The organism is Plantibacter sp. CFBP 8804 (genome assembly GCF_014841225.1).
GTDB lineage: Bacteria > Actinomycetota > Actinomycetes > Actinomycetales > Microbacteriaceae > Plantibacter > Plantibacter auratus.
In genome coordinates, this window is sequence record NZ_JACYTU010000016.1 from 1 (window position 1) to 21,729 (window position 21,729).

General features: G+C 69.7%; 16 protein-coding genes. 8 read left to right on the forward strand and 8 right to left on the reverse strand.

From position 1 onward, the window contains the following. Positions 1 to 30 precede the first annotated feature (30 nt). From IFU11_RS17445 to IFU11_RS17455, 3 genes are all read right to left on the reverse strand, one after another. Positions 31 to 582, reverse strand: coding sequence for a type 1 glutamine amidotransferase domain-containing protein (locus tag IFU11_RS17445; RefSeq protein ID WP_192019779.1), 552 nt, complete (start codon positions 580 to 582; stop codon positions 31 to 33). Between the two features lie 109 nt (positions 583 to 691). Next, positions 692 to 1,642, reverse strand: a complete 951-nt coding sequence (locus tag IFU11_RS17450) for a G5 domain-containing protein (protein ID WP_192019780.1) — start codon at positions 1,640 to 1,642, stop codon at positions 692 to 694. A gap of 88 nt (positions 1,643 to 1,730) precedes the next feature. Next, complete coding sequence (locus IFU11_RS17455; RefSeq protein WP_192019781.1) at positions 1,731 to 2,675, reverse strand: J domain-containing protein; 945 nt, start codon at positions 2,673 to 2,675, stop codon at positions 1,731 to 1,733. 150 nt (positions 2,676 to 2,825) lie between these two features. Here IFU11_RS17455 and IFU11_RS17460 point away from each other — a divergent pair, with 150 nt between their 5' ends. Further along, on the forward strand, positions 2,826 to 3,077 hold the full coding sequence (locus tag IFU11_RS17460) for a type II toxin-antitoxin system Phd/YefM family antitoxin (protein ID WP_064294058.1): 252 nt from the start codon (positions 2,826 to 2,828) through the stop codon (positions 3,075 to 3,077). A 5-nt stretch (positions 3,078 to 3,082) separates the two neighbouring features. Continuing rightward, complete coding sequence (locus IFU11_RS17465; protein ID WP_064294057.1) at positions 3,083 to 3,340, forward strand: Txe/YoeB family addiction module toxin; 258 nt, start codon at positions 3,083 to 3,085, stop codon at positions 3,338 to 3,340. A 20-nt stretch (positions 3,341 to 3,360) separates the two neighbouring features. On the opposite strand, the gene IFU11_RS17470 is transcribed toward IFU11_RS17465, so the two are convergent. Together IFU11_RS17470 and IFU11_RS20410 are read right to left on the reverse strand one after the other, a co-directional pair. Then, positions 3,361 to 4,986, reverse strand: coding sequence for a DUF7059 domain-containing protein (locus IFU11_RS17470; protein WP_192019782.1), 1,626 nt, complete (start codon positions 4,984 to 4,986; stop codon positions 3,361 to 3,363). Continuing rightward, positions 4,949 to 8,530: an efflux RND transporter permease subunit gene (locus IFU11_RS20410; RefSeq protein WP_244631905.1), complete on the reverse strand. Its 3,582-nt coding sequence runs from the start codon at positions 8,528 to 8,530 to the stop codon at positions 4,949 to 4,951. Before IFU11_RS20410 ends, IFU11_RS17470 begins: the two co-directional genes overlap by 38 nt. Positions 8,531 to 8,786: 256 nt before the next feature. On the opposite strand from IFU11_RS20410, the gene IFU11_RS17480 reads away from it, so the two are divergent. Continuing rightward, positions 8,787 to 9,167, forward strand: a complete 381-nt coding sequence (locus tag IFU11_RS17480) for a hypothetical protein (RefSeq protein WP_064294055.1) — start codon at positions 8,787 to 8,789, stop codon at positions 9,165 to 9,167. Between the two features lie 19 nt (positions 9,168 to 9,186). Here IFU11_RS17480 and IFU11_RS17485 read toward each other — a convergent pair whose 3' ends face one another. From IFU11_RS17485 to IFU11_RS17495, 3 genes are all read right to left on the reverse strand, one after another. Further along, positions 9,187 to 9,759, reverse strand: coding sequence for a hypothetical protein (locus IFU11_RS17485; RefSeq protein WP_191939945.1), 573 nt, complete (start codon positions 9,757 to 9,759; stop codon positions 9,187 to 9,189). A gap of 9 nt (positions 9,760 to 9,768) precedes the next feature. Then, complete coding sequence (locus IFU11_RS17490) at positions 9,769 to 11,811, reverse strand: primary-amine oxidase (protein ID WP_192019783.1); 2,043 nt, start codon at positions 11,809 to 11,811, stop codon at positions 9,769 to 9,771. Positions 11,812 to 11,872: 61 nt separating this feature from the next. Beyond that, on the reverse strand, positions 11,873 to 13,351 hold the full coding sequence (locus IFU11_RS17495; protein ID WP_086472465.1) for an APC family permease: 1,479 nt from the start codon (positions 13,349 to 13,351) through the stop codon (positions 11,873 to 11,875). Positions 13,352 to 13,563: 212 nt separating this feature from the next. On the opposite strand from IFU11_RS17495, the gene IFU11_RS17500 reads away from it, so the two are divergent. The 5 genes from IFU11_RS17500 (at position 13,564) to murJ (ending at position 21,615) form a co-directional block, all read left to right on the forward strand. Continuing rightward, a complete protein-coding gene (locus tag IFU11_RS17500) occupies positions 13,564 to 15,054 on the forward strand; it encodes an APC family permease (protein ID WP_192019784.1) in 1,491 nt (496 codons plus the stop codon). Then, positions 15,051 to 15,776, forward strand: a complete 726-nt coding sequence (locus tag IFU11_RS17505) for an IclR family transcriptional regulator (RefSeq protein ID WP_137242941.1) — start codon at positions 15,051 to 15,053, stop codon at positions 15,774 to 15,776. Before IFU11_RS17500 ends, IFU11_RS17505 begins: the two co-directional genes overlap by 4 nt. A gap of 76 nt (positions 15,777 to 15,852) precedes the next feature. Continuing rightward, positions 15,853 to 17,532 (forward strand): DHA2 family efflux MFS transporter permease subunit, encoded by a 1,680-nt coding sequence (locus IFU11_RS17510; protein WP_192019785.1) that lies wholly within the window; start codon positions 15,853 to 15,855, stop codon positions 17,530 to 17,532. A 134-nt stretch (positions 17,533 to 17,666) separates the two neighbouring features. Then, positions 17,667 to 20,006 carry a DUF6049 family protein gene (locus IFU11_RS17515; RefSeq protein WP_192019786.1) on the forward strand — a complete coding sequence of 780 codons (2,340 nt, stop codon included), beginning with the start codon at positions 17,667 to 17,669 and terminating at the stop codon, positions 20,004 to 20,006. Then, positions 19,999 to 21,615 carry a murein biosynthesis integral membrane protein MurJ gene (gene murJ, locus IFU11_RS17520; protein WP_192019787.1) on the forward strand — a complete coding sequence of 539 codons (1,617 nt, stop codon included), beginning with the start codon at positions 19,999 to 20,001 and terminating at the stop codon, positions 21,613 to 21,615. The genes IFU11_RS17515 and murJ overlap by 8 nt, the downstream gene beginning before the upstream one ends. The last annotated feature ends 114 nt before the right edge of the window (positions 21,616 to 21,729 follow it).

Below are 21,729 nucleotides of genomic sequence, written 5' to 3' on the forward strand. Positions count from 1 at the left end.
GCCCGTTCGTGCGTCGCGCTGCGACCGGAGTCAGGCGTGCTGGCCCTCGTGCTCGCCTTCGCCGATCTCCTCGACGAGCTTCGCGTTGAAGGCCGGGAGGTCGTCGGGCGTCCGGCTCGACACGAGTCCCTGGTCGACGACGACCTCCTCGTCCACCCAGGATGCACCCGCGTTGCGCAGATCCGTCTTGAGGCTCGGGTAGCTCGTGAGTTCGCGACCGCGGACGACGTCCGCCTCGATGAGGATCCAGGCGCCGTGGCAGATCACCCCGACCGGCTTGCCCTGCTCGAAGAACGCCTTCGCGAAGGCGACCGAGGACTCGTCCACGCGGAGGTCGTCCGCGTTGACGACGCCGCCCGGCAGCACGAGTGCGTGGTAGTCGTCGGAGGACGCCTCGGCGACCGCGACGTCGACGGGCTGGGCGTGTCCGTTCTTGCCGGTCACGTCCTGGGTGGCGGGCGACACCAGTCGGGCGGTCGCTCCGGCTCCGGTGACCGCCTCCCAGGGGCTCGTCAGTTCACTGTCCTCGTAGCCGTCCGTGAGCAGGAAGGCCACCTGCTTGCCGTTGAGTGCTGCGCTCATCGTCGCTCCAATCCGTCAGCGTCGAGGCACCGTCCGGCGCCTCGCCAGCGACGATACGCTCGGCTCCACCTCGCGGACCCGGGCTTCCGCCGAGCGCGAACGGGGTTGCTCAGGTGTCGCAGGCGATGCCGTCGCCGTCCCGATCGAGGTCGTAGACGTCGCTCCCGACGACGTACACCGGGCCGGGCGTGTACGCCGGCCCGTTGCCGCTTCCGCCGGCGCAGTCGACGTCGCTCGCGACCGGAACGCACTGCCCCTCGTAGTTCGGGTCGCACCCTCCGCCGGCCGGCTCGGCGACGGGAGCGGGAGGCGGCGGAGCGGGTTGTCGCGTCCCGACGGACGTGACCTGCGCGACCGCTTGGACCGACACGAGCTGCGCGACGAGCTCTCGAGCGATCTCGGCCCCGGCTCGCGTGGTGACGCGGTAGGTGTTCGTCTGCTGTCCGGGGACGCCCGTCGTCGTCACGACGACTTGGCCGACGTCGATGTTCGGGTCTTGGACCTCGGTCACGGCGAACGGGATCTCCACGACCTCCGTCACCTCGGTGACGACGTCGGTCGGGGTGGGGGACGGCGTGGCACTCGGCTTGGCGACGGACGTCCCCTCCGGAGCCGACAGCAGTGCCGCGGGCCGGCTCCCGACCGGGTGGATGGCCGCATTGGCGCTCCCGCCCACGACGAACACGCACAGGGCCGCTCCGATCACCGCGGCCGCGATCCCGCGGTTGCGGATCCCGAGGGAGGAGACGCGACCACGGACGAGCGCGACCACGCCGATCACCACGGCCACCAGGGCGACGAGTGCGAGCATCGCCCAGAACGCGCCACCGACGGCGCTGACGAGCAACAGTGCTCCGACGAGGCTGAGCAGGACGATGTGGAGCGGGCCGAGGCGGCGCGTCCGGGTGGCCCCGGCCGCAGCCGGTACAGCGGCAGGGGCGGCGGCCGGGGGAGCGGGAACGGCCGCCGGCATGCGTTGCCCACCCCAGCCGACTCCGGTCCACCATCGTTGCTGGCCGGTCTGCTCGGGATCGGGATACCAGCCCGCGGGAGACGTCATGCCCTGATGCTGGGCCCTGGAGCACGACGGCACAAGGTCCCCGAGTGGGGCTGGAGGGGATTCCTCCCGTGCCGTGTCGCGGCGCGTGTCAGAGGCCGACGAAGCGGATGGTCTGCTGCAGGCGCGTGCGGATGTCGAACAACTGGTTGCCACCCATGCGGTCGACGCCCGGGAGGCCGGTGCGGAGGAGGTCGGCCAGGCGGGCGCGCTCGACGAGGACCGTGACCGGATGCTTGCGACCGATGAACTCCACCGACTCCGGGGTGGCGCCGTCCGGCACGACGATGACGGAAGCCGTGAACTTCACCCGCGCCGCCTTCGCGACGGTCCGCGCCGAGCGCACGATCGACCGGACGGGCTCCTCGCGAGGATCGAGCGTCTCGCCGACGACCTCTCCACGGTGCACCCGGACCGGCCCACCCCAGTCCTCCGACTTGACCGCGAAGAGGCCGGTCGGGCCGAGGACGACGTGGTCGAGCTTCGCCTCGCCCGGCGCCAGGACGTCGTGCCAGACCGTGTATCCGATGCCGAGCGTCGCCACGGTGCGCGCCGTCTGCTCCTCGGCGAGCGCGTTGGCCAACTGGTGCCGGATCTCGCGCGGTGCCGAGCGGACGAGCTTCGGGTCGTAGGGGTCGTCGAGCGGGACACCACGGCCGACCCACTCCCGGATGAGCCCGAGGTAGGCCTCGCGCGAGTCTCCGCCGGGGTGCCCGTAGGCGCGAGCGCGAGGGCGTGAGTCGGCGCGCTGCGTACCCGACCGACCAGTGGTCGACGCCGACCAGGTCGGAGCGTCGTCGTCGCCCGTGTCGGAGGACGGCACGTTGCGCCCGCGGTCGTAGGCGGCCCGGTCCTGCTCGGTTCCGACGCGCTCCCAGGCGAGCTGGACGGCGTTGAACTGTCGCGCGCTTCCGCCGAGGTCGGGGTGGGTCTCGCGCATGAGCCGTCGGTAGGCCCTCCGGAGCTCGTCCTGCGTCGCCGTCGTGCTCACGCCGAGCACCTCGTACGGGCTGGCTGAGAGTGGGCTCTCCGGCATGGAGGGTGGTCGCTTTCGTCGGCGGCGTCGGTCGGTCCGACACGGCAGACTATCGCCATCACCTGGAAGACCGCCCGAACCGGCACCCTGTCGGGGCTGTGGACAACTCCAGCGAGCCGACGTACAGTTTGTTGTACTTGGAGGATGTCGATGCGTACCCTCAGTTATTCGGAATCCCGCGCGAACTACGCGGCCACCCTCGATTCGGTCCTCGACGACCGCGAGGAGGTGATCATCACCAGAGCGGGGCGCGACCCGGTCGTGATCGTCGCGCTCGACGACTACGAGTCCTTGAAGGAATCGGCGTATCTGCTCCGCACGCCGTCGAACGCACGTCGGCTCCTCCAGGCCATCGACGACCTCGAGGCCGGCGCGGGCACCGAGCACGACCTGGTCGAGTAGTCGGCGTGCGGCTCATCTGGTCCGACGCCGCCTGGGAGGACTACTGCCACTGGCAGCAACAGGATCGGCGCATCGTCAAACGGATCAATCTCCTCCTGAAGGACATCATCCGGAACGGCAACGAGGGCATCGGCAAACCTGAGGCGCTCAAGCACGGCTTCCAGGGATTCTGGTCACGACGGATCACCGACGAACATCGACTGGTCTACCGCCTCACGGACGACGGCGTCCTCATCGCCCAGGCACGCTTCCATTACGAGTAAGGCCGACGTGCCGGAACACCTCAGGAGCTCGGCAGGAGGATGCCGTCGTCCAGCAGTGCGCGGACCCGGGGGAGGAGTTCGGCGCGGAGTTCCGCCGCATCGACCTCGACGAGCTGGGCGATCGCGTCGATGATGGCTCCCAGGGTCAACTCGCCGTCGCAGGCGCCGACGAGCCCCGCCAGGCCCGTGTCGATGCCCACCGAGCGGGCCAAGCCGCCACCTTGCCGCAGGGTCATCGCCGTCGGGTCTTCGTCCCCGGGCCAGTAGTGGCGCTCCTCGGTGACGTCGCCCGCGAGGATGACGCGTTCGCCGAGCAGCTGCTCGTCGTCGAGCGCGACCTGCCAGTCGTGTGCGAGGAGACACACGGCGAGGTGCGCACCGAGCCCGGCGGCGTTCGAACCCGCCTGCCCGTGCAGCCGCTCGAAACGGCGCAGCGGAGTGGACGGGTCCGATCGACGGAGCAGGACATACCCGAAGCCGACGCCGGTCACAGCCCGAGCCGCGAAGTCGTCGAGCCAGGCTCCCGCGAGGCGCTCGAACTCCGGCGTTCCGAGGCGGGTGCCACCGTCCCGGATCCAGGTCTCCGCGTATTCGGCCGGATCCTGCACCTCGCGCTCGATGACCCAGGCGTCGACCGGTTCCGGACTGCGATCCACCCACTCGGCGACGCGCTCGAGCCCGTCGGCGCCGTCGCGGTACTCCCAGTTCCCGAGGAACTGCGCCACGCCGCCGGGCGTCAGGTGCCGGGCGGCCTCGAGAAACACTGACTCGACGAGCGCATCGCCGACGAGACCGCCGTCGCGGTACTCGTAGCTCGGCACGCCCTCGGCACGCGGGGTGATGACGAACGGGGGGTTGGAGACGATGCGGTCGAACCGTTCACCGGCGACGGGTTCGAACATGCTGCCGTGGCGGAATTCGATCGAGTCGATGCCGTTCAGGTGCGCGTTGAGTGCGGCGAGCTCGAGGGCCCGTTCGGAGATGTCCGTCGCGACCACGTGATCGGCGATCCGCGACAGGTGGAGCGCCTGGATGCCGCACCCGGTACCGAGGTCCAGTGCCGTTCCGATCCGCTCGGGGAGGATGATGCCGCTCAGGGTCATCGATGCGCCGCCGACCCCGAGGACGTGCTCCTCGCCGAGCTCATGACCCAGAGCGAGCTCGCCCAGGTCGGAGGCGATCCACCAGGCACCGCTCCCGTTGGCGTCGACCCAGGCGTACGGACGCAGGTCGATGGCCGGGGCGACCGATCCGTCGTCGCTCAAACCGACGAGACCGAGCGCCACCGCGCCGTCGAGACCGAGCGACGGCAGAGCACGCGTCGCGTCATCGGCCCCCACGGCGACACCGAGCACGAAGAGTGTCGCCAGTGTCGCGAGCGGTTCCGCTCCCGCCGTCCGGCGGCGTTCGTCGAGCGAGCGGATCGCCACGACCCGGTTGGAGCGGTGCAGGGCGGCCTCGGCCGTCTCACCCCAGAGACCACGCACCCGTTCCACCGTGTACCCGGCCGCATCGAGGTCGGAACGGAGGAGGTCGATCAGTCGCTGGTCCACGCCCACCAGTGTGCCAGCTGCGGGGTGGGCCGAGCCGCCCACCCTGCAGCCGCCGTCAGCGATCCGTGGTGAGGATCGCGTCGAGGTCCTCATCGGTCTGCTCGTCGTGCTCCTCGACCTCGCGCTGCGCGGCCTTCGCCGTGCGCTTCCGCTCGCGCTTCGCCAGACGGCGCTCGGTCCGGCGCTCCAGCAGCAGGTACAGCACGGGCACGAGGATGAGCGTCAGGAGCGTCGACGACACCAGGCCGCCGATCACGACGATCGCGAGCGACTGCGAGATGAACACCCCACCGCCGGTGAGGCCGAGCGACATCGGCACGAGCGCGAAGATCGTCGCGCAGGCGGTCATGATGATCGGCCGCAGACGGAGTCGGGCTCCGTGCAGGACCGCGTCGTCGATGCCGTCGCCCCGAGCCCGGTACGAGTTGACCAGGTCGATGAGGACGATCGCGTTCGTGACGACGATGCCGATGAGCATGAGGAGGCCGATCATCGACGGGATGCCGAGCGGGGTCCCCGTGATGAGCAGGGCCGCGATCGCGCCGGTCGCCGCGAAGGGCACGGAGACCAGCAGGATGAGCGGCTGCAGGAGGCTCCGGAACGTCGCCACCATGACGATGAAGACGAGCACGATCGCGATGAGCATCGCGAGGCCGAGCTGCGCGAACGACTCCTCCTGGTCCTGGGCGACACCACCGACCGAGGCGGTGACCCCGCTCGGCAGGTCCAGGCCGTCGAGGCCCTCCCGGACGGCGAGCGTCGTCGCGCTGAGGTCGTCACCCGTCGGCGTCGCCGACACGGTCACGGTCCGGACGCCGTCGATGCGCGTGATCGCCGCTGCGGCGCGTTCCTCGCCCACCTGCGCGACGGCGCTGACCGGGATCGGGACGGCGCTGACGTTGGCGAGGTCCTTCTGCGCCTGGGTGAGGCGGTCCGCCTCCGCCTGCTGCTCGGCCGCCTCGCTCTCGGCGTCCCGCATCGCGGTCAGCTGCTCGTCGATGGTCGTGATCGAACCCTGGAGCTGGGAGATGGCGTCGCTCAGCCCGACGAGTTGGGCGGCGCGGGCCTCATAGGCCTGCCGTGCCGCCTCCTCCTCCGGTGTCGTGGGCGTGACCGGTGGCACCTCGACGGGAGCCGCTTGCAACGCGCTCAGCTGAGCCCGCAGGGCGTCGAGCTGCGACGCCGCGGTCGAGCGGGCCTCCTGGAGTTCCGAGCGCTGGGTCGCGGCCTGGGATGCCGCCTCGTCCTTCGCACGCTGGGTGGCCTCGTCCTGCTCGGCCGTGAGGGCGTCGGTCGCGGCCTTCTGAGCCGCGGCCTGCTGCAGCGCGCTGACCGGAAGGGGGAGCGCGGCGATCTCGGCCGGTGTCGTGCCGACCCGCTGCGACCGCACGATGATGTCGCGAGACGAGCCCTCGAGGATGACCGAACCCATCGGCGTGCCGCGGAGCGCACTGGCGATGGCCTGGCCGACCTGCTCCTGCGTGAAGCCGTACCGGGCGGCGGCGGCGCGGTCGACGTTCACCTTGAGCAGACCTTGCTCGTCGGCGAGGTCGCTCGTCGCATCGCGGAGGCCGTCCGTACCGCCGAGCATGTCCTGCACCGCGGCCGCAGCTGTGGCGAGCGCCACGGGGTCCTCACCCTGCAGTGTGACCTCCATGCCGCCTCCGCCACCGGTGAAGCCGCCTCCGGCGTCACCGACGGTGACCTCGCCCACGTCGTCGAGCTTCGCCACGGCGTCCCGGATGGTGTCGGCGACGCCCTCACGTGAGCTCTCCTCACCGACGGTCACGCTGATCTGTGCCGTGTTGCTCGAGCCGTTCCCACCGACGGTTGTCAGGTATCCGGAGACGCCGGCGGTCTTCGCGAGGACCGCTTCGACGGCCGCGGCCGCGTCGCTGGTCACGTCGAGGCTCGTCCCCTCGGGGAGCTCCTGCGTGACCGTGACGGTGTTCTCGCCCCCGATGTCGCCGAGGTAGTCGGTCTTCAGGAACCCGGCCGAGACGATCGTCCCGGCGAACACGACCGCGGCCACGAGCAGGGTCACGACCGGACGCTTCAAGGCGGTGCGCAGGACCGGCAGGTAGGCGCGCTGGAGCTTGGAGTACGCCTCGGACTCGTCCTCGACGACGGACGCCTCGTCGGTGACCTTGCCCACAACCGGGGCGGAGGAGCCTCGCATGAACCAGTAGGCGAGCACCGGCACGATCGTGAGCGACACCACGAGCGACGCGATGAGCGCGACCGACACGGTGACGGCGAACGGTCGGAACAGCTCGCCGACCGTCCCGCCGACGAAGGCGACCGGGAGGAACACGGCCACGGTCGTGATCGTCGACGCGGTCACGGCCCCGGCGACCTCGCGGACCGCCTCGACGACACTCGTGGTCGTCATCGCCCGCCCGGTGTGCCGACGTTTGATGTTCTCGATCACCACGATCGAGTCGTCGACCACCCGCCCGACCGCGACGGTCAGCGCTGCGAGCGTGAAGATGTTGAGCGAGTAGTCGCCGATCCACAGACCGATCATCGCGATGAGGAGGGAGAGCGGGATCGACACGGCCGTGATGATCGTGGACCGGATCGACAGCAGGAAGACCAGGATCACGATGATCGCGAACAACAGCCCGAGCCCGCCCTCGACGGAGAGGTCGTGGATGGACTGCTCGACCATCGGCGACTGGTCGAAGACGACGGTGAACGCCGCACCCGAGCCGAGCTCCTGCTCCAGCCCGGGGAGGGCGTCACGGATGGTGTGGGCGAGTTGGACGGCGTTGGCCGACGGGTCCTTGAGGATGGTGAGCGACAGCGACGGGAGACCGTCCGCCCGGGCGATGGAGGTCTCGGCTGCGGGCACGAGCTCCACGTCCGCGACGGCGGAGAGCGCGAAGGGCCCGTCCTCGTGCTGGATTGGCAGGGCCTGCACCTCGGCCAGCGAGCCGACGGGCGAGCCGACCTCGATCGAGAGCTCCTTGCCGGCGTCGACACTCGTCCCGGCAGCCGTGATGACACCACTCGCTTGGACGGCCGCCATGACCTCCTCCGCGGTCACCTTCTTGGCCGCGAGGTCGGCCGGACGCATCGTGATGACGAGCTGCGTGGCGTTCTCACCGGCGAGATCGACCTGACGCACGCCGGCGATCCCACGGAGCGCGGGGAGCACCGTGCTCTCGACCTTGCCCGCGAACTCACCGGACTCGTCCTCGGACGCGACCGCGAGCTGCAGCACGGGGATGTCCTCGCTTCCACCGGCATAGACCTCGGTGGTCGTGTCGTTCGGAAGCGTGCTCTTCAAGCCGGCGAGGGCGCTGCGGATGTCACCGACGATTTTCTCGTCGTCCTGGCCGAAGTCCCAGCTCACCTGCACGGACGTGGAACCGCTGACCGACGTCGAGGTGACGCCGGTGACGCCCTTGACCCCCTGCACCGCCTGCTCGACGGGCTTCGTGACCTCGCGCTCCACCGACGACGGTGAGGCGCCGGGGTAGGTCGCGGCCACGACGGCACCCGGCTGCTGCACGGACGGCAGCAGTTCCTGCTTCAAGGAACCGACCGCGAAGAGTCCGAAGGCCACGATCGCCGCGGTGATGAGGCCGACGATCAGTCGATTGGCGAGGCTGAGCCTCGTGAGGAATGACATGGAAGGACGGGCCTCTCGGTCGCGGAGTGGGCGCGATCCGCCCCACTCCACGCTATGGAGCGCCGCCACCGACCACATCCGCATGAGGATGGACCTGATGCGACCCCGGCATCCGCCGATCGGACGACATCGGTGGTCCTGCGGTACCAGCCTCGGCCGCGAGGGAGCTGCGCCTTGACGGCATGGTCCACCGATACCGGGCGTACCCTTGATACCCGAGTGCGCGCCGCGGGGTGCGCCGGAGCGAGGAGGGTACGTGGATCTGCAGGCCGTCGACCTCCCCAGGTTGCGCCGCGACGCACAGCTCGAGCGCGAGGTGATCATCGAGCACCGCGCCCGCGACGGTGAGGACCCCTGGGACTTCCTGCCCTCGATGCCGACGGTCGACGAGCTCGTCGTCGCCGTCCTCCGGGACGACGCGCTGCACGCCCGGGGTCTGGCCGCCCAGCACGCGATGGCGCGGCTCGCCGGGTACTCGTCGCTCGACGACGCCCAGGACCACCGCGACAACGCGGACCACTTGGAGTACGAGGTACTCCGTGAGATCGCCCGCGTGCACCCCGAGTTGACCCGAGCGGTATGGCGGATGTCCGGCAAGGTAGCCCGGCCGCCGTGGGAGGGCGACGACGCCGAGTAGATCGACGCCGCCGCCCAGGTCACAGCGCCGCGGCGAGCCCCATGGTGACGACGGAGACCGTCATGCTCACCACCTCGACGACCACGACCCGCTCACGCCGTCGAGCCGTCTCGACCGCCAGCCGCGTGGACAGGGCGACGAACCCCGCCATGCCGCCCGCCAGGAGCACGGCGGGGAGGGCACTGGTTCCGAACTGATGGCCTGCCGGGTGTATACCCGATCCGGCATATATACTCCCGGCGGCATGACCCGCCATGGTGCACACGAGCGCCGCCATGATGACGAGACCGCCTGAGGTGTGCACGGTCATCGCCGCACGGTGGCGCGTGACGGCGAGCGACACAGCGTCGTCGACCGGAGACGGCAGCCCGGCGATGGACCGCAGCCGGACCGCCGAGGCGACGGCGAGGACGATCAGGACGACGGCCCAGAGCAACGGATGCAGCATCCCGACACCGGTCGCCAGGTCGAGCATCGCCGCGAGCATGACGATCGCGGCCACGAGGTCGAGGGGTCCGCGTCGGCCGCCGACGGTGCAACAGGCGCCGACGGCGGCCGGGACGAGCGCCCCGAGGTGGAGGACCTCGCTCATCGCCGCGACCTAGTGCCCGTGGCCACAGTGCTCCTCGGCGCCCTGGTCGTGACCTCCGTGTCCCGCGTGCGCGGCGCCGGTGTCGTGCGAACAGTGCCCGACCGCTTCGTTCGGCGGGACGTTCAGGGTCGGGTTCTTGCCGAAGAAACCGTAGGGCTTGAGCGTGAACCGGGCGTAGTCCACCGGCATCACCGGCCAGTCCTCTGGACGGGGGAAGTGCGTCGGTCCGAAGGTGTGCCAGAGCACGATGTCCTCGCCGTCGATCGACTCGTCGCCCTCGATGAACCGCGTGATGCCGTCGCCACCCGGGTTCTGGTGGACGAAGTCGCCCGCCGCGTATCGTTCAGCCGGGTCGTACTTCGTGACGAAGAGGTGCTTCGTCGCGAACTCCGCCCGCTTGGCGATCGACGACGACGCGTCGGCCATGAGCGTCGGCGACTCCTGCGGGTACAGCACGTACCCCGTCGGGCGTCCCATCCGGTTCGTCTTCTCCGTGTTGACGATGTGCCAGGCTCGAGCGGCCGAGCCGTCCGCCACGCGTCCGGATCCCGCTTCCGTGCTGAGCCGCGTGACCCGCTTCGTGAACGCGTTGCCGTGCTCGTTCCCCGGCCCGATCGGCACCCGGACCGCGTCCACCTCCTCGACCGCGTTCGACAGACCGTCGACCATCATGTCCAGACGGGCCGAGAAGAGGTGCTGGTGGTAGGGCCCACCGAGCCCGGGCGCGACCTCCGAGGCGTACGGGTAGTCGGCGCCCTCCGCGTCGAGCCCGGGGTACGCGGAGGTGAAGAGGATGCCCGTCAGCTTCGACTCGCACTCGATGGTGCCGTCGAGGTACAGGTACCAGTAGAACCCGTAGTCGTAGTTGCCGACGGTCGTGAAGAAGGAGAGGACCAGCCGACGCGACCGCCGGACCTCGTTCGAGCCGGTGTACAGGTCGGAGTGCTTCCAGAGGGTGCCGAAGTCCTCCTCGTGCATGCAGATCCCGTTCTCGATCGTGAACGGGTTGCCGAGCTCATCGGCGAGGACTGCGTCGAAGTACTTGATCTCGCCCACGCAGTCGCACCCGAGCGCCAAGGAGTTCGTGAACCGGCCGAACAGGTACTCGCCGGTGTCGAAGTAGTTCTGCCAGAAGCGCACGGGGGAGGGGTCGCCGTAGGGGACCAGCATCTCGTTGATCGACGCCCGGTAGATGATCGGTCGTTCCTCGCCGGCGTCGTCGAACGACAGCTGACGGAGGACGAGGCCCTCGCGGACGTCGAACCCGACCTGGAACCGCCAATTGCCCCACTCGACGAACTCGCCGTCGACCTGGAAGCTCGGACCCTCCGGCTGGGTGATGACGATCGGCTTGAGCGAGGAGAGCGGAGCACCCTGGACCGCCGGGTCGTCGAAGTTCCCCGGCTCCGCCGGAATGGCCAGCGCAGTCGCGTCGATCAGCCGGGTGATCCGCCGCGCCGCGGTGTCGACATAGGCGCTCAGTCCGTCGACGGGGTGGGCCCACGGGTGGTCGGCCGGGTAGTCCTGACGGAAGGCGAGGACCCGGACGATCCGGCGCCCGACCTCCTCGGGATAGTCGTAGAAGCCGGCCGACAGCGGGACGACCTTCACCTCGTCGACCGTGCAGCCACGGGCGGCGAGGGCGGCGACCCACCCCTCGTCCTCCGCCACGATCTCCGCGATGGCGTCGAACTCCTCGATGAGGATCGGCAGTTGGCCGCGGGAGCCGTCCAGCACGACCGTGCTGAGCAGGGACCCGCTGTCGATGGACACCACGTTGTCCGTCGATCGACCCGTGGCCATGTCGAGCAACATCACGCGGGCGAGGCGTTCCGGCAGTGGACCGTCGCCGGCCTGCCAGGCGAGCACCGCCCGCTTGTGGGGCTCCTCGAGGCCGACGTAGGCGAACCGGGTCGTCTCGGTGAAGTCGTCGAAGCCGGTGACGATGTCGCGGATGCGGTCGAACTCGGGTGCGGACAGGCTGGCGAGCGGGTGCTGGACGGGGGCGTCGTCGTCGGCGCTGCGCAGGTTTGTGGGGTCGGTGATGGTCATCGTGAGGCTCCTGGTTCGGTGATGCGGCTGGTCTCGGAAGGTGAGGGGAAGGGTCGGATGGTCAACCGCCGATGGCGTCCATGACGTCGGCGTAGGCGGCCGGGCGACGACGACGCAGGTACGCGGCCTGCACGAGGCCGACGACGGGGCAGACCGCGATGAGGGCGAGGAGGACGGCGCTCACGGTTCCGAACACGGGGTTGCCGCCCGCATCCACGTCTCCCACCAGCATCGGGAAGTAGACGACGATCACGACGGCCGAACCGACGAGTCCGATGAACCCGAGGCCGGGTGCGACGACCGTGTTCCACACCCGCCGATCCTGCTTCGTGCGAGCGAAGTACACGATCACCGCGAGGCTCGTGACCGCCATGAGGATCGCGATCGCGAGGGTAGCGACGCCGGCGAACCACGTGAACACCTGCAGGACGGGGTCGAGACCGAGCACGGCGAAGACGACGATCAGGATCGCCGCGGTGGCGCTCTGGACGAGCGACGAGGTGTGCGGCGAGAGGTGCTTGGGGTGGACGCCGCCGAGCCGGCCCGGCAGGACGCCGGCGTTCGACATCGTGTGCTGGTACCGGGTGATGACGTTGTGGAAGGAGAGGACGCAGGCGAACATGCTCGTGATGAGGAGGACGTTGATGACGAGCTCTCCGACCGGGCCGAGGTAGAGCAGGGTGGTGCGGAGGATCATCGCGCCGGGATCCTCACCGGCCACGGCGAGGACGTCGTCCGGGCCCCAGGCCATGACGAGCGCCCAGGAGGCGAGGGTGTAGAACAGGCCGATCCCGATCACCGCGATGTAGGTCGCCCGTGGGATCGTGCGGGACGGGTCCTTCGCCTCGTCGCGGAAGATCGCGGTCGCCTCGAACCCGATGAACGCCGCGATCGCGAACATCAGTCCGACACCGGGCGACCCGGAGAACACCTGCTCGGGCACGAACGGCTCGGCCGACAGCCCGTCGGCACCGCCGGTCACGATGACCGCCCCGGCGAGGACGAGGACGATCCCGACCTCCGCAACGAGCAGGACGCCGAGGACCTTCGAGCTGAGGTCGATGTGGCGGTAGCCGAGCAGACCGACGACGGCGATCGACGCGAGCGAGTAGAGGTACCAGGGGATCTCCGGAGCGCCGAGACCGGCGAAGGTCACGCTCAACAGGTAGCCGATGTAGCCGTACACCGACACCTGTATGGTCGTGTAGGTCAGGAGGGCGAGGAACGCCGACGCGAGACCGGCCGGTTTGCCGAGTCCGTATCCGACGAAGGTGAAGAAGGCACCCGGCTTGGGCACATGCCGGGTCATGGCCGAGAGTCCGACGGCGAACAGCAGGAGGATCACCGCGGACACGACGTACATGCTCGGGAACCCGACCCCGTTGCCGAGCAGGATGCCGAGCGGTGCGGCTCCACCGACGACCGTCAACGGCGACGCCGCGGCGACGACCATGAAGACGATGGCGGTGACGCCGAGCGATCCCTTCAGGGACCGGGTGGGCTGTCCGGCATCGGTGGCCGGACCTTTCGTGACGGTCATGGACACTCCTCGAGCAATGCGGCGGTATCGGGACGAGGCCAGCATCCCGGTCTCCTGTTGCCGCCTCGTCTCGTCGCCGTAACACCTGCTCGGCACCGAATGAGACCGGTCGACACCGCTGTCTCATTTGACGGTCATGAAGCCGAAACACGCCCGCCACGCCGGTGCAACGGGACGCGCCTAGCCTGAACGACGAGGAGGAGGTGAGGGACGTGACGGCTCTGGAACGCGCGATCAGCAATCCTCCGAGCGTCCGCGGTCTCGAGTCCCGGTCACCGGTCGACGGCCTCCAGCGGCGCAGTGTCGGGTTCATCGACGTGTTCGCCCAGTCCGTCTCGGCGGTGGCGCCGTCCGCTGCTGCGACGACGATCCCGTTGATCGTCACCGTGACCGCGGGCGGGGCGACCATGTGGTCGCTCGCCATCGCGATGCTGCTGTCATTGCTCGTCGCCACCACCGTGAACGTGTTCGCGAAGCGCATCGCCGCAACCGGCTCGCTGTACACCTTCGTGTCGAAGGGGCTCGGAACGGGTGCGGCCTTCGTCACGGGCGTCGCGCTGCTCATCGGGTACGGCTTCATCGCCATGTTCGCCCTGGCCGGTGCCGGGTACTACCTGTCGATCCTGCTGCACCGGTTCTGGCCCGGTATGCCGAGTTCGACGGGTGTCGTTTCCGCACTCCTCGTGTGCATGGCCGTCGTCTGCCTCGTCGTGCTCGTCCGCGGGATCCACCTGTCCACCCGGGTGACCCTGATCGTGGAGAGCGCCTCGGTCGCGACCATCCTCATCCTCGTGGGCGTGCTCCTCTCGCAGCTCGGACCGACGCCCGACTGGGCCGTGCTCGGGCTGGACGCCTCCCCGGAGCACCTCGCGGTCGGATCGGTCCTCGCCGTGACCGCCTTCGTCGGATTCGAGAGCTCCTCGACACTCGGCGTCGAAGCCCGTCGGCCGTTCGCGAGCATCCCCCGGTCCCTGGTCTGGACCGTCGTCGGCGCGGGTCTCCTCTTCCTCGTCACCTCGTACAGTCAGCTGGCGGGCTTCGCGGCGTTGGGGGAGGACATCACCGCGACACGGACGCCCATCAACGACCTGGCGCTGGCCTTCGGCGTCGAATGGATGGGGCTGCTGCTCGACCTGTCCGTCGCGGCGTCGTTCCTCGCCTGTGCGATCGCCTCCATCACGGCGTTCTCGCGGGTCGTGTTCTCGATGGGTCGAGAGGGGGTCCTCCCGTCGCGCCTCGGGACCACGCACGGCCGGTTCCGTACGCCCCATGTGGCGATCATCACGGCTCTGGCGATCGTCACGCCCGTCTCGGTGCTCGCGCTCGTGCTGACCGGAGGAGCCTGGGCGGCGATGCAGGTCCTCATCGTCGTGGCCGCGGCCGGGTACATCACCGCCTACGTCCTCGTCTGCATCGCAGCCCCGGTCTTCCTCTGGCGGATCGGGGAACTGACGCTCTGGCCGCTCCTCCGAGCGGTGGTGGCCGGGGTGCTGCTGTCCGTCGCGCTCGTCGTCTATCTGGTCGTCGAGAGCGCCGGCGAGCGGGCTGTCGGCGTCTGGGTGTTCCTCATCACGATGGCGCTCGGCATCGCGATCTGGGCGATCCGGCATCGACGCCGACCGTGGCTGAGTTCGACCGTGGGGGTCTACGACGAGACGGTGAGCGCCGACGTGCTCGGCGGACCGTCCGCGGAGCCCCGGTGAGCGGCTCGGGCGAGCTCCGCGCCCGACAACCGAAGGCCGTGCACAGCGCGCTCACCGTGCTCGAGGAGGTCGCGCGATGCGGTGCCGGTGTGACGGCGCAGGAGGTCTCGGCCGGACTCGACATGCCGAGGGCGACCACGTACCGACTCCTCAACCTCCTCGTCCAGGACGAATACCTCGTCCGCATGCCCGATCTCCGTGGATTCGCGCTCGGACGGAAGGTCGTCGAGCTCGCCCATCTCGTCGCTCCAGCACCACCCCCGCTCGCTGCGCGCGAGGTGATCGGACGATTGCGGTCGAGCGTGCGAGGCGGCGTCCACCTCGTACGGTACGAGGGCGATCGGATCAGGATCGCGGATGCGGATCCCGACTTCCCGTTGAGTGACGAGCAGCGGATCGTCAGGCGTCTCGACACCTCCGCGATCGGGCGTCTGCTCCTGCACGAGCTCGCTCACGGCGGATACGACTGGTCAGGACTCGTCCAGCGGCCGTTCCGGGACGCCGAGCCCTTGATCCACGACGTCGAACGACTCGGGTACGCACGGCAAGTGGGTGAGGTCACGCCCGGTCATGGTTGCCTCGTGGTCCCGATCCGGGACGACCGCGGCGGTCTCGTCGCGGGGCTGTCGCTCTCGGCACCGAGTGAGCGGATCGAGCGCCCCGCCGCACTCCTCGACCTCCTGATCGACGGCTCGCGTCAGCTGCAGCCGCTCCTCGTCTGACCGCCGGACGTCCGTGTGACATCAGCCTCGAGAAGGCGCATAATCAGAATATGCAGCCAGCTGATCGTTTCCGCGCATGACGGAGTCCACGCCTTCCGCGAAGCCTGAGCGCTCGCCGTCGGACCGTCGCAAATGGTTCGGCCTCGTCGTCATCAGCATCGCCGTCGCCCTCATCATCGTCGACTCGACGATCGTCAACGTGGCGATCCCGTCGATCGTCGACGACCTCGGGATCTCCTCGACCCAGGTGCAGTGGGTCCAGGAGTCCTACACGCTCGTCTTCGCCGCACTGCTGATCGTGTTCGGCACGCTCGCCGACCGGTTCGGCCGTCGTCGCATGCTGCTCGTCGGTGTCGTGGTCTTCGGCGGAGCCTCCGTCTTCGCCGCCATCGCGCCGACGGGCGACCTCCTGATCCTGTCCCGGGTCATCCAGGGCGTCGGCGGCGCGATGATCCTGCCGACGACCCTCTCGATCATCAACGCGACCTTCCGAGGCCGCGACCGTGCGATCGCCTTCGCTGTGTGGGGCTCCACGATCGGGGGCATGGTGGCGGTCGGTCCGCTCCTCGGCGGCTGGCTCACCACCGACTTCTCCTGGCGCTGGGCGTTCGGGATCAACGTGCCGCTCGGCGTCCTCATCATCGTCGGACTCCTCCTGTTCGTGGGGGAGTCCCGAGAACCCGCGACCGACCGCATCGACGCCGTCGGAGCCGTCCTGTCGATCCTGACGAGCGCGTCCCTCGTCTACGGACTCATCGAGGGCCGGAGTCTCGGGTGGTGGCTCACGGACAACCCGCTCGTCATCGGGGACTGGACCTGGCCGTTCAGCCTCTCACCGGTACCTGTGGCCCTCATGGTCACGGTCGTCGCAGGTGTCGCGTTCGTCCTCTGGGGACGCCACCGGATGCGCCAGGGGCGCAGCACGATCATCGCGTTCTCCCTGTTCTCGCTGCCGTCGTTCCGGAACGGCAACATCGCCGCCCTCATCGTCTCGCTGGGGGAGTTCGGCATCATCCTCTCGCTGCCGATCTGGCTCCAGTTCGTCCTCGGCTACAGCGCGCTGCAGACCGGTCTGATCCTCCTGGCCCTCGCGATCGGTTCCTTCGTCGCGAGCGGGTTCGCCGGCGCGTTCGGCAACCGGGTCGCGCCCGTCCTGATCGTCCGCGTCGGCATCGTCGCGGAGATCATCGGTGTCGCGGGCATCGGGCTGGTCGTCGGGCCGGCGACCGAATGGTTCGCGATCGTGCCGTTCCTGTTCGTCTACGGCTTCGGCGTCGGTCTCGCCACCGCACAGCTGACGGGCGTCGTCCTGAAGGACGTGCCCGTCGAGCAGAGCGGCCAGGGTTCCGGGACGCAGAGCACGGCGAGGCAGATCGGCTCGGCACTCGGTATCGCCGTCCTCGGGACCATCCTCTTCGTGAGCACGGCGTCGGTCCTCGACGGACGACTCGAGGACGCCGGTGTGCCGACCGCGCAGCGCGACGCTCTCGTGACGAGTGTCGTCGACAGCTCGGGCGCCGCCATCGCCGGTCTCGACGCGAACCCGGCGACCGCGACGGTCGCCGAGGACGCCAGGATCGCCCTGTCGGACGGCACACGCTTCGCGGCGTTCGCGGCCGCAGGATTCCTGGCGGTCGGCTTCCTCGCCACCCTGTCGCTCGGCGCGGGGCGCCGGGAGGACCGACCGGGCGACGCCGGAGCACGAGTGGACCGGACGGACTCCTCCGAGACGTCCGACCCGACCTCGCGGACGTAGGGCTCGAGGCCGCCTCACACCCCGGCGACCTCCGCATCGGCGTCTCCCAGGACACAAGCACCCAGGTTCGACTGGGAGGCCCCCGTACAATCGTCACCGGACGGCTCCGCCCGAGCGGACCGTCCCCACCGCCCATGACACGCCACCGCCACCGCCCACGCCTCCTCAGCGCCCTCGCCGCAGCCGCGCTGTCGTTCGCCGTGGTGTCCGCCGGCGCATGGTCCACGGGTTCCGGCGCAGTCGCCTCGCCCGAGCTGAGCGCGAACACGGCATCGACTCCCGACGGCCTCGTGTCCGTCGAGGTGAGCCCGAGCGACGGAGGAGCGGTCGAACCCTCGTCCCTCACCTCGTTCGGCATCACGCTCACGAACGGCACCGACGCCGACCTCCCCGCCGGCTCCGTGTCCGTGGCGGTCACCACGGCGCGGATCACGGGCACCGCGGCGCTCGACGCCTGGCTCGACACGACCGGGGCGGACGCCGCTGCGACGCCCGCCGGCACCACCGTGGTACGGACGATCGACATCCCCGAGCTCATCGCCGGACAGCAGTACGTCGTCAGCGGGCTCGACTTCACGCCTCCGGCGCTAGGGTTCGACGACACCGACGCGTGGGGTTCCTACGGTGTCTCAGCCGGCTACGTCGCGGGTGACACCGCAGCCGGAGGTCGGACGGCGCTGGTCTGGCGGGCGCAAGGACAACCCACGTCAGCCACCGTCGCGCTCGTGGCGCCGCTCACCGTGCCCCTCAGCTACGGCGGACTCCTCGATGCGGACGAACTCGCCGAGCTCACGGCCGACGACGGTGCGCTCACGACTCAGCTCGACGCACTCTTCGGCGAGCAGATCGCGCTCGGGATCGACCCACGCATCATCGCGTCCGTCCGCGCGCTCGGCACGCGCGCACCGGAGAGCGCCGTCGCCTGGCTCGCCCGCCTCGAGGCCGCACCGAACGAGACGTTCGCGCTCCAGTACGGCGACGCCGAACCCGCTGTACAGGCCGAAGCCGGCCTCGACCGACTGCTGACCCCGAGTTCGTTCTCCTTCGCCCTGAACGTCGCCGACTTCCCCGTCGTGCAGCCGACCGAGACGCCCACCCCGACCGGGTCGCCGACCATCGGGCCCGACGACGTCCAGCCGACGCCGCAGGCGGGGTCCTCGCCGGCCACGGCGTCCGACCCGTCGGCGGCAGTCACTCCGTCGGACGAGCCGACACCCACACCGAGCCCCTCCGAGACGCCCGGCCAGGCGGTGCCGACCGTTCCGACGATGGACGAGCTCCTCAGGTGGAGTTACTCGCTCCCCAGCATCGTGTGGGCGGGAGGCGCGGTGACCGATGCGGATCTCGCCGTCTTCGCCGCATCGGGCGGAACGGTCACGATGCTCGACTCCGCGAACACGACCGACACCGGACAGTCCGTGCGCGCCTCGGCGACGGTCGGCACGGCGCAGACGCTGCTGGCCGACCACGGCCTCGCCGAGTCGCTGGGCGACGCCGCCGCCGCCACGACGGACGCGGCGTTCGAGAGCGCCATTGCCGACGTGAACGCGCGGGCGGCCGCCATCGGCACCGAGGGTTCGTCCGGCGGAACGGTCGTCGCCGTGCTGCCTCGGGGAGTGGACGCGACCCTGCCCGCCCTCGCCGACACCGTGAACGCGCTCCGCTCCCTGCCGGCCACGGCGCAGACCTCCCTGGCGGCGACGCTCGCCGAGCCCCCGGCCGCGGCGACGCTCGGGGCGATGGCACCCGACAGCGAACGCGTGTCCGACGTGCAGGTCCTCCTCGACGAGGAACAGGACGTCACGGCCTTCTCCTCGGTGCTCGACGAACCCGAGCTGCTGACCGGACGGGAGCGCGCCACCCTGCTCTCCAGCCTCGCGGCCGGATGGCTGCGTGCGGAGGGTGACTGGGGATCGGCGGTCACCGCGCAGCAGGAACGGACGGACACGGTCCTCGCGTCGGTGCGCGTCACCGACAGCAGTCGCATCAACATGGTCGGCGGCGAGGTGTCCCTGCCGTTCGCCGTGCGCAACGACCTGCCCTATCCCGTCACCGTGGTCATGGAGGCCTCACCGAGCAACGGTCGGTTGAGCATCTCCGGTTCCGTGACGCAGGAGATCGCCGCGGACTCGCGCGCCACCGTGCTCGTCCCCGTGCAGTCGCAGATCGGCAACGGCGACGTCACCCTCCGTCTGCAACTCTTCAGCACCAGCGGGCAGGCGATCGGTGAACAGTCCTTCGTGGGCGTGAACGTCCGCGCCGACTGGGAGGGCATCGGTGCCGTCGTCCTCGCCCTGCTCGTCGCCCTGCTGTTCGTCAGCGGCGTGGTCCGTATGGTGTTGAGCCGTCGGGCCAAGCGACGCGGCTCGGGTACCACGTCCGCCGCCCCCGCAGATGCTCCGGACAGCGGTCAGCCCCCCGGCGGTGAGCCCCCGGTAGAGTCGTCACCCGGACGACAGGAGACGAATGGCTGACGGCATCGGCAGGGCGAGCGCGCTCCTCGCCTCGGGGACTCTCGTCTCTCGACTGCTCGGCTTCGTCAAAGCGATCCTCGTGGCTCAGGCCATCGGCGTCCTGGTCATCGGTGACACCTTCGCGATCGCCAACCAGCTCCCGAACACGATCTACGTCATCATCGGTGGCGGCGTGCTCAGCGCCGTGCTCGTGCCGCAGATCGTCCGTGCGGGGATCCATGCCGACGGTGGCAACGCGTACATCAACAAGCTCGTCACCATCACCCTCGTCTTCATCGGCGGGGCCACCGCGCTCATCACCCTGCTCGCACCCGTGTTCGTGTTCATCGTCGCCGCGACGCTGTCGCCTGATCAATTCGCGCTCGCGACGGCGTTCGCCTACTGGTGTCTCCCGCAGATCCTGTTCTACGCGCTCTACACCGTCCTCGGGGAGGTCCTGAACGCACGCAAGATGTTCGGACCGTTCACCTGGGCACCGGTGCTCAACAACGTCATCGCGATCGCCGGGCTGATCGCCTTCATCACGCTGTACGGCAGCGGCGACCTCGCGGTCAGCGAGTGGACCGACGGTCGAACGGTGCTCCTCGCAGGCTCCGCCACCCTCGGCGTCGTCGTCCAGGCCGCCTTCCTCATGCTGTTCTGGCGTCGGGCCGGACTGCGTTTCCGACCGGACTTCCAGTGGCGAGGCGTCGGCCTCCGCGCCACCGGGCGGATCGCCAGCTGGACCTTCGGCATGCTGCTCCTGACGACCGGTGCGGGGATCGTCGAGACCCAGATCGTCGCTTCCGTGAGCAAGCAGGGACCCTCGGTCGCGATCCTCAACTACGCCTGGCTGATCTTCATGCTTCCGCACTCGATCATCACCGTCTCGATCGCGACGGCCTATTTCACGCGGATGAGCGAGCACGCGCAGGGCACACGCGATCGCGGACGGGACATCCAGCGGCTGCAGGCCGACATCTCCGGGGCCATCCGTGTCGTGAGCGTCCTCATCGTGCTCGCAGCGGCCGTCATCATGGTGGTCGCCGTGCCGTTCGGCAGTGTCTTCGCCGAGACGTTCGAACAGGCGCAGGCGATGGGCGGCATCATCATCGCGTTCGTGATCGGACTCGTGCCCTTCTGCATCCTCTTCGTCCTCCAGCGCGCCTTCTACGCCCTCGGAGACACGAAGACGCCCTTCTTCTTCACCCTGTTCCAGACCCTCCTGTTCGTCCTCCTGGCGCTGATCGTGCTCCTGGTCCTCCCACCGCATCTGGTGGGTGCCGGCGTCGCGCTCGCCATCACGATCGCGTGCATCGCACAGACCGTGGTCGCCGCGCTGCTGCTCCGGCGCCGGCTGGGGGGTCTCGACGGCCGACGCATCGTCCTGAGCCTGGTCCGGTTCATCGCCGCCGCCGTGCCTGCGGCCGTGGTAGGAGTCGTCGTGCTGCTGCTGCTCGGCGGTGTCAGCGAAGAGGGGTTCCCGACGGCCACGATCCCCGGCGCCATCGTCACCATGGCCGTCGTCGGGGCGGCGATGGCCGCCGTGTACCTCGCGGTGCTCGCCCTCCTGCGCACGCCGGAGCTCAAGGCGGCCTTGGCGCCCGTCCTCGCCCGGTTCGGGCGCTGACACCGACGCGTCGACACCACCTCACGCACACCGGCTGAGAGCTGCCCGGGGCCCCGGGGGGAGCGGAATAGCGGCCGGTTAGGATGTGTTACACCACTCGGAACCCCGGAACCC

What these genes read in the sequence shown, in the direction of transcription:
- IFU11_RS17460 (WP_064294058.1), top strand. Translation starts at nt 2,826, where the DNA reads ATGCGTACCCTCAGTTATTCGGAATCCCGCGCGAACTACGCGGCCACC.
- IFU11_RS17445 (WP_192019779.1), bottom strand. Translation starts at nt 582, where the DNA reads ATGAGCGCAGCACTCAACGGCAAGCAGGTGGCCTTCCTGCTCACGGAC.
- murJ (WP_192019787.1), top strand. Translation starts at nt 19,999, where the DNA reads ATGGCTGACGGCATCGGCAGGGCGAGCGCGCTCCTCGCCTCGGGGACT.
- IFU11_RS17510 (WP_192019785.1), top strand. Translation starts at nt 15,853, where the DNA reads ATGACGGAGTCCACGCCTTCCGCGAAGCCTGAGCGCTCGCCGTCGGAC.
- IFU11_RS17515 (WP_192019786.1), top strand. Translation starts at nt 17,667, where the DNA reads ATGACACGCCACCGCCACCGCCCACGCCTCCTCAGCGCCCTCGCCGCA.
- IFU11_RS17485 (WP_191939945.1), bottom strand. Translation starts at nt 9,759, where the DNA reads ATGAGCGAGGTCCTCCACCTCGGGGCGCTCGTCCCGGCCGCCGTCGGC.
- IFU11_RS17495 (WP_086472465.1), bottom strand. Translation starts at nt 13,351, where the DNA reads ATGACCGTCACGAAAGGTCCGGCCACCGATGCCGGACAGCCCACCCGG.
- IFU11_RS17450 (WP_192019780.1), bottom strand. Translation starts at nt 1,642, where the DNA reads ATGACGTCTCCCGCGGGCTGGTATCCCGATCCCGAGCAGACCGGCCAG.
- IFU11_RS17470 (WP_192019782.1), bottom strand. Translation starts at nt 4,986, where the DNA reads ATGAGGACCTCGACGCGATCCTCACCACGGATCGCTGACGGCGGCTGC.
- IFU11_RS17455 (WP_192019781.1), bottom strand. Translation starts at nt 2,675, where the DNA reads ATGCCGGAGAGCCCACTCTCAGCCAGCCCGTACGAGGTGCTCGGCGTG.
- IFU11_RS20410 (WP_244631905.1), bottom strand. Translation starts at nt 8,530, where the DNA reads ATGTCATTCCTCACGAGGCTCAGCCTCGCCAATCGACTGATCGTCGGC.
- IFU11_RS17490 (WP_192019783.1), bottom strand. Translation starts at nt 11,811, where the DNA reads ATGACCATCACCGACCCCACAAACCTGCGCAGCGCCGACGACGACGCC.